Source organism: Okeania sp. (assembly GCF_983059655.1).
In genome coordinates this window covers 44,007-50,299 of sequence record NZ_CEZPJD010000002.1, presented here as the reverse complement: position 1 = coordinate 50,299, position 6,293 = coordinate 44,007, and the positions used below count along the sequence as shown (strand labels likewise).

Below are 6,293 nucleotides of genomic sequence, written 5' to 3'. Positions count from 1 at the left end.
ACAGGAGTCAGCATTCCCTCACAGGAGTCGGCGTTCCGCAAGCGAGCTGTCGGCGACGCGGGGTCTGACCGCTATTGCCTACTGCCAAATGAGCTGCGCACAGCGCTATAAGTGTTTGTAGTGCGGGCATCTTGCCCGCGATGGAGTGTAGCTCCTTAATAGACATCTCCAAAAATCAAAAATAAAATCAATTCTTATCCATAAATCATTAATTATTTTTCTGTTGCCTGTTGCCTCTTTTCTGGAGATGTCTAATGGAATCTGCTGTAACTACAAACTACTAAAAATCATACAATCATTTAGCAACGCCAATTATTTTAAAGTAATAACAGTTTTCACTACACCGGCACGTTGCCCCCACGCCGTCATTTCAATTTCACAACCAGCAAAACCTTTAATTACCCACTCAACATGACAGCGATAATCATTACCTCGAGCAGAATTAACAAAAGCTTTATTCGATCGCCCCTCCAAATGACCTATTTCCTGTAACTGCTTCCCACTAAGCAAAACTACACTTTCAGGCAAAGTCAACATCACCTCTATAGGTCGAACACTTTTTCCTTCCCTAGCTTTTTCACTGGTATAAGTAGGCAAAAATCCCTGATTTTCCAACTGCACCACTACCAGATAAATATCGCCACCCTGATGCTCAACTACCGTCTGACTCACTGCCAAACGAGGTGACATCAAAGCATGAGAAATAGCAAATTGACAATGTTGCTCGCACAACTTTGGTAAATATTCCACAGGAGCATTTTGCCAAACCTCCTTATAATTCCATCCACCAATTTCTACAGCACCCAGTTGCGGATGTTCAAACGGTTCCCAGTCAATAAAACCCTTCCCTCCCAACTTTTCATCATTCCACTGCATCAATTTCAAATCGTCTGAAACAGGATGGTGTCGTAACCACTTAAGATAATCTTCCTTCTTAACACCCGCTGCGGTAGGTGCATCCCAAAGCTCTATAATAAAACCAAACCAACCAAAGCGATCGTAACAATAATCATCCATTGCACCATAAGTCTTCTGATTGGCAGGATAGCAAAAGTTATGATAAACCGAAACACATTCATAACCAGTAATTTCAGTACCCTTTTCCCCAATCAAATTGTAAATTTCCAAATCCTCCACAGGCAAGCGATCGTCTGGATAAATGCTATAAGGACGTAAAATTACCGCAGAAAAGGTATGATAACTAATGAAACCATTAATATTAGAATGCTCGCGCCAAAATTCTGCTACAGCACGAGTTTCCGGTTCAGAAAAAGGAAAATCTCCAGCACCTGTTTGTTTTCCCTCCGGTTGCCATTCATAAGGAAAATTACGATTAAAATCCATTCCTTCCAGTGTGGGAGCAATTTTAATATCGTAACCATTATAGTTTTTGATAATTCCCTCTTGCAGAATAGTATAGTAAGTGCCTCCAAATTCATCGGGTTCGCGACGCACCATTATTCTAGGGTCTTCTGATGAAATTTTCCACGCTCCACAATCATCTTTGAGTCGCATCTGCAAAATTAACCCATCCCCATTTACATCTTCCCAATGGAGTCCGTCACGTTCTTCGGGATATGGATAATGACGAATACTAGATCGCAATCTTTGGGGAGTTGTTAAATATTGTTCTGCTCCGTCAACAGCAATACGAGGTAATACATAAACTGTGTAGTTGTCTAATAAACGAGTAATTTGAGGTTCGCTAGAATAATTATTTAGTAGGTGATAAATAATATATAGAGCAACAGCAGAACCTGTAACTTCTCCAGCATGAATATTAGCATCAATCCAATATCCAGGTTTTTCTTTTGCTTTTCCTATATTTTGATTAGTAACAGTAGCTAAGAAAATATCCAGTCCACCATAGCTTTTACCAACAACTTTTAACTCAATCAAATGGGGATTACTTTCACTCATTTGATACAAAAAATTCACCACTTCTTGATATGTATAGTAGTGGCTAAAGTCAAACCCTGATTCTATCATTTTAAATTATTAAGTCTCTATATATAGTAATCTTATTTGAATTGTGAGATATTGTAGATTCTAGGGAGTAGGGAATAGGCAATAGGGAACAGGTATGAGAGAAACACCAAAGTAATAAAATTATCGCGAATGATTTAGGATTACTATAATTAAATTAGTATTTCTATAAATTATTGAGCCAAATCTGAGAGTAAAATTATTAGTTTGAACCATAATTATTAAACTTTTTATAACTATTGGTAATTATGTTCCCACTTCCACATACCACTAGAAATCAGATTTGTCAAAATGTGGGCAATAATTGGTATTAATAAATTACCTGTTGCTAAAGCACTGTATCCTAACACTATTCCAACTATTGTTGCCCAAATCATATAAGGCCATTGTTGCTTACCACTCAAATGTAAAACGCCAAAGAAAATACTTGAAGCAATTAATGCTACTGTATCTAATCCCAAGGCAGACAAAATTACGCCTCGAAATAACAATTCTTCACTCAATCCTGGTAGTAACCCTAACCAGATTAAATCTGGCCATAACAAAGGAGTTACAACTAGTTTAAGATATTGATCTGCACTACGACGATAAGTCGGCCAAATGCGATAAACTAAGGAACTGGCAATAGTAATACCTAAAGCGATCGCTACTCCCCACAACAACGCTCTTGGATTCCAACTCACAGGTAATAAATTAACACCAAGTAGCAAGCAGGTTTTAGAGATTGCCAGCAATACTAATGCCGTTACTCCCATTGCTACCAATACTTGAGTACGAGTTAGAGGCTCGATTTCTGGATTTTCAGGAATTTGCTCTGTCACTTGTCCGCTATCAAATTAACTTTAGATTTTATATTGAACTAACTATAGTATATTTTATGCCCTATTTCCTCACAGGAGTTCGCTACCAGGTGTGCCTGTTGCACCCCTCTGAGCCACACCGCTATTCCCTATTCCCTACTAACAAAGTGTTAAATTAATTTTGCATAGATACTATAAATACTTATACTACTGAATTTTAGTAATTGGTAATATTTCTGGCCTTAAAGCTTCTGAATTGATGCCAGCCCGATGAGCAACCAATACCCCCAACGCCTCCAAATATGAATTTACCTCTAATGCCTCAATCCCCAAACTTTCTGGTGAAACCTGCATTTGAGTTTGATTTTCTCTGACAGCAATAATTTGTGCTGGAGTTTGACTGAAACTCATTACTGCACTACCACCACAAGCAGTAGCAGGTACAACCACAGCATCTACTTGTCGTGCCAAAATAGTATTAGGAAGTAGGGGAGTATCTTTTGTTTTTACTAATTGTGGCGCTCGACTCAAACCCACTAATACACAAGGCAAAAATGTGTAACCAATTTCTTCCGCAGCAGACCGAGGCGATAAATTAGGGTCTAAGGGTAGAGGTAATAAAGCAGGAGCATGAGCGCAGGGAACCTGAAAAGTTTTGACAATCAAGTGACTAATAACTGCTTCTGCACCAGCTAAAGGGTCAACTCCTTGTCCGTGGCGATATAGTTGTAATGCTGTACTACCTTCATCATCGGGAAATCTGGCAATAACAGCGATCGCTTCTGCTTTAGCTTTGTGAATTAGAGTTTCTGCTGCTCGAAGCAAACTATCTGAATTAGCTATTGTGCCCCAGGATGCCCCAGACTCAGATTGTTTTAATTGTACTTCTAGTGGAGCATCTGTAATTATATAATCTGTTAGATTTAGCCCTAAAGTTGCTCTAGTCGCATCCGCTGCTTGTAAATGGCGCAGTTGCAATTCTGGCTCAATACCTTGGTCAAGAATTAAACCCACTCGGTTTTGATGTACAGGTTGTAATCCATACCATCCCCGAGCAAATTTGTCAAGAGCATAGCCTTCTACATAGAGAGCATTGGGTAATGGCCAATAGAGTTGTGCCCCATTCAGAACATTGGGGTGAGTAATTAGGAGGTCACAAGTTTGTGCGATCGCTCGTGCCACTGGTAAAGCATCTCCAGCATAACCACCAATAGATGCACCGATGCCAGTTGGAATAATTAAGACTACTGTATAAGGACGAGGAATCAAATTAAAAGTCAAAATCAAATTTGTAGGGTAGTTTAAGCAAGAATTATTTGATTTTTAGATGCAATAAGTAAAGATTCTTTATTAATTTCAATCACAATTTGCCTATTTTTACAGCAAAACTAATTATAAAAATCTTCAAAAGAGGACTTTATATAATTAGTCTAGGTTAGCACTTAATATCAAAATATAATTTTTTATTTTGAAGGAATTCCTGTTGTAATTGAGTTAGTCTTAACCACCACAGCTTCTACATGAACCTTTTGTGTTTCCGTATCTACTTTAGTGACAGCCCAACGTAGAGGTTCGCCACGTTTTTCTAACTCTTTTTCAATTTCTTGATTGAGTTTATTTGGTGACTCTTGCAGGTCAATTTCAGCATTAATAAAGTGAGTAGTCATTTCAGTTATCAGTTATCAGTTATTATTACAATAATAAACTAATTAGTGTACGAAATAAACCTTATTTTCGTCTTTCTTTTCACTGATTTTGAATCTACTTATGAAGCGCCAAATTGACGGTCGTAAACCTCATCTTCCTTTCCAGTTTCTATCTTTAAATCAGACCGGGGATAGGCAACACATAATAAAACATAACCCTCTGCTTGGAGTTCTGGACCAACTCCCATACCATCGGCTTGATCTACAGTACCATCTCCAATAATTTTTGCTGCACAGGTTGTACAAACCCCCGCGTTGCAAGAATTAGGCAAATCCAATTTAGCCTCCTCAGCAACCTTTAAGATTTTCTGATCCTCTGGCACCTCAATAGTGTGAGTTTGTCCCTGGTGATGAATTTCAACAGTATAAGTCTTTGACATATTGTAATTTGTAGATTTAATTCCAGAGAGGAATTTAGACTCTTTGATTTTATGAAATCTTATGTATACTAGCCCTTTTAAAGGTTGAGGGCAACGTTAATTATCCGAAATGAAACAAAATTTTACAATCCTAATAGTGACAAAATTTTTCAATATTCAAAAATCACTTAACTGAGAGAAAACTTATTTTTATCTTTTTTTTATTCAAATAGAATTTTCTTAACAGCAGGTCTTATACCAATTTGATAAATGCTTGTTACAAATGGTAGAAGAAAGAAAGAAGAGGGAAGAAGGGGTAAATATTGAAATAAAGGAAAAAATGATAGAAATAACTATCTAAAATGAACTGTAACTGCTGTTTTTAAGCATATCTTTTCTAGATCTACTTTTTATAGCATTCTTTTTTTAAATTGATATTATATCATGTTAGGTTGAATACTTAATACTTTAGTGGAAGGCAGAAAGCAGAGGGCAGAAGGGAAAGAAAAGTTTAAAGAAATAAGGCTTTTATAACTGATTATCCGTTAGCGCAGCTCCCCTAGAAGCGGAATATGATATTACTAATTCAAGAAAATCTAAAAGCAATTTTATCTAGAAAATAAATTTCAAAATCAAACTGATTTGAGATCAAAAAATAAAACTCAGACAAAGCAATATTTTTTATATAAACAAACGACTTATCCTTTATTTTTTACTGCTATACTATAAACTATTATGTGGTTTATCAAACCGTCAAATTATCTACCTATAATCTCCATAAAAAAATTAATTTCAAAGTAAAATAAGACTGTTTTTAATATTTTTATTGCTTGTTATTTATGTAGCAATCATCACAGTTTTTTAATCTTATTGTCTACAATTGATATAATTGACTTCAATTCAATTTTCATTATCTCAGGGAAAAAAATGGAAGGTCAACAGTACGAATTCGAGGAGTCTCAAAATGAACTAATTTTGGACTTATCCAACAAAATGCGCTTTGTAAGTTACTTTTTAATTGCTATCGGAGTTCTTGCTGGAATAATTGGGTTGTTTAGTGTAAATCCAGGTACTATTATTCAAGGAGTTGTTCAAACATTTATTGGTATTTGGACTTTAAATGCTGCTTCTTCTTTTAAACTTATTGTTGATACAGAAGGTAATGATATTGTTAACCTAATGGGTGCTTTAGGTGAACTCCGCAAACTATATCGACTACAATATTGGTTATTAATTATTGCTCTAATTTTTATGGCGATCGCACTTGTTATTGGTATTATCGCAGGTTTTTTTAGTACCTAGTAATATCAAATCTGGGGAGTGGGGGAGTGGGAGAGATTAAATATTGAAGTAATTAGGGCTTGCTGATTAAATCTAAAACTCTTTACATGTAAATGTTTTAGCCTTTTTAGGTACTAATAAAATGCTAGCTTTTAGGTGCT

Annotated in this window: 6 protein-coding genes; 1 reads left to right on the top strand and 5 read right to left on the bottom strand. The window is 36.2% G+C overall.

Going from position 1 to position 6,293, the window contains the following annotated elements:
- Positions 1–312 precede the first annotated feature (312 nt).
- The 5 genes from AC3DU7_RS00530 to AC3DU7_RS00510 all read right to left on the bottom strand — a co-directional run bounded on the left by AC3DU7_RS00530 (position 313) and on the right by AC3DU7_RS00510 (position 4,872).
- On the bottom strand, positions 313–1,989 hold the full coding sequence (locus AC3DU7_RS00530) for a M14 family metallopeptidase (RefSeq protein WP_488037416.1): 1,677 nt from the start codon (positions 1,987–1,989) through the stop codon (positions 313–315).
- A 233-nt stretch (positions 1,990–2,222) separates the two neighbouring features.
- Positions 2,223–2,807: a CPBP family intramembrane glutamic endopeptidase gene (locus AC3DU7_RS00525; protein WP_488037415.1), complete on the bottom strand. Its 585-nt coding sequence runs from the start codon at positions 2,805–2,807 to the stop codon at positions 2,223–2,225.
- A gap of 186 nt (positions 2,808–2,993) precedes the next feature.
- Complete coding sequence (locus AC3DU7_RS00520; protein ID WP_488037417.1) at positions 2,994–4,052, bottom strand: DUF3326 domain-containing protein; 1,059 nt, start codon at positions 4,050–4,052, stop codon at positions 2,994–2,996.
- A 197-nt stretch (positions 4,053–4,249) separates the two neighbouring features.
- Entirely contained in the window at positions 4,250–4,453 is a 204-nt protein-coding gene (locus tag AC3DU7_RS00515) for a hypothetical protein (protein WP_488037414.1), read from the bottom strand.
- 98 nt (positions 4,454–4,551) lie between these two features.
- Positions 4,552–4,872, bottom strand: coding sequence for a 2Fe-2S iron-sulfur cluster-binding protein (locus AC3DU7_RS00510; RefSeq protein WP_488037413.1), 321 nt, complete (start codon positions 4,870–4,872; stop codon positions 4,552–4,554).
- A gap of 906 nt (positions 4,873–5,778) precedes the next feature.
- Between AC3DU7_RS00510 and AC3DU7_RS00505 the strand changes: the two genes are divergently transcribed.
- The gene (locus AC3DU7_RS00505) at positions 5,779–6,153 is read left to right on the top strand and encodes a hypothetical protein (protein ID WP_488037412.1); all 375 of its coding nucleotides are present in this window, start codon (positions 5,779–5,781) and stop codon (positions 6,151–6,153) included.
- Positions 6,154–6,293 lie beyond the last annotated feature (140 nt).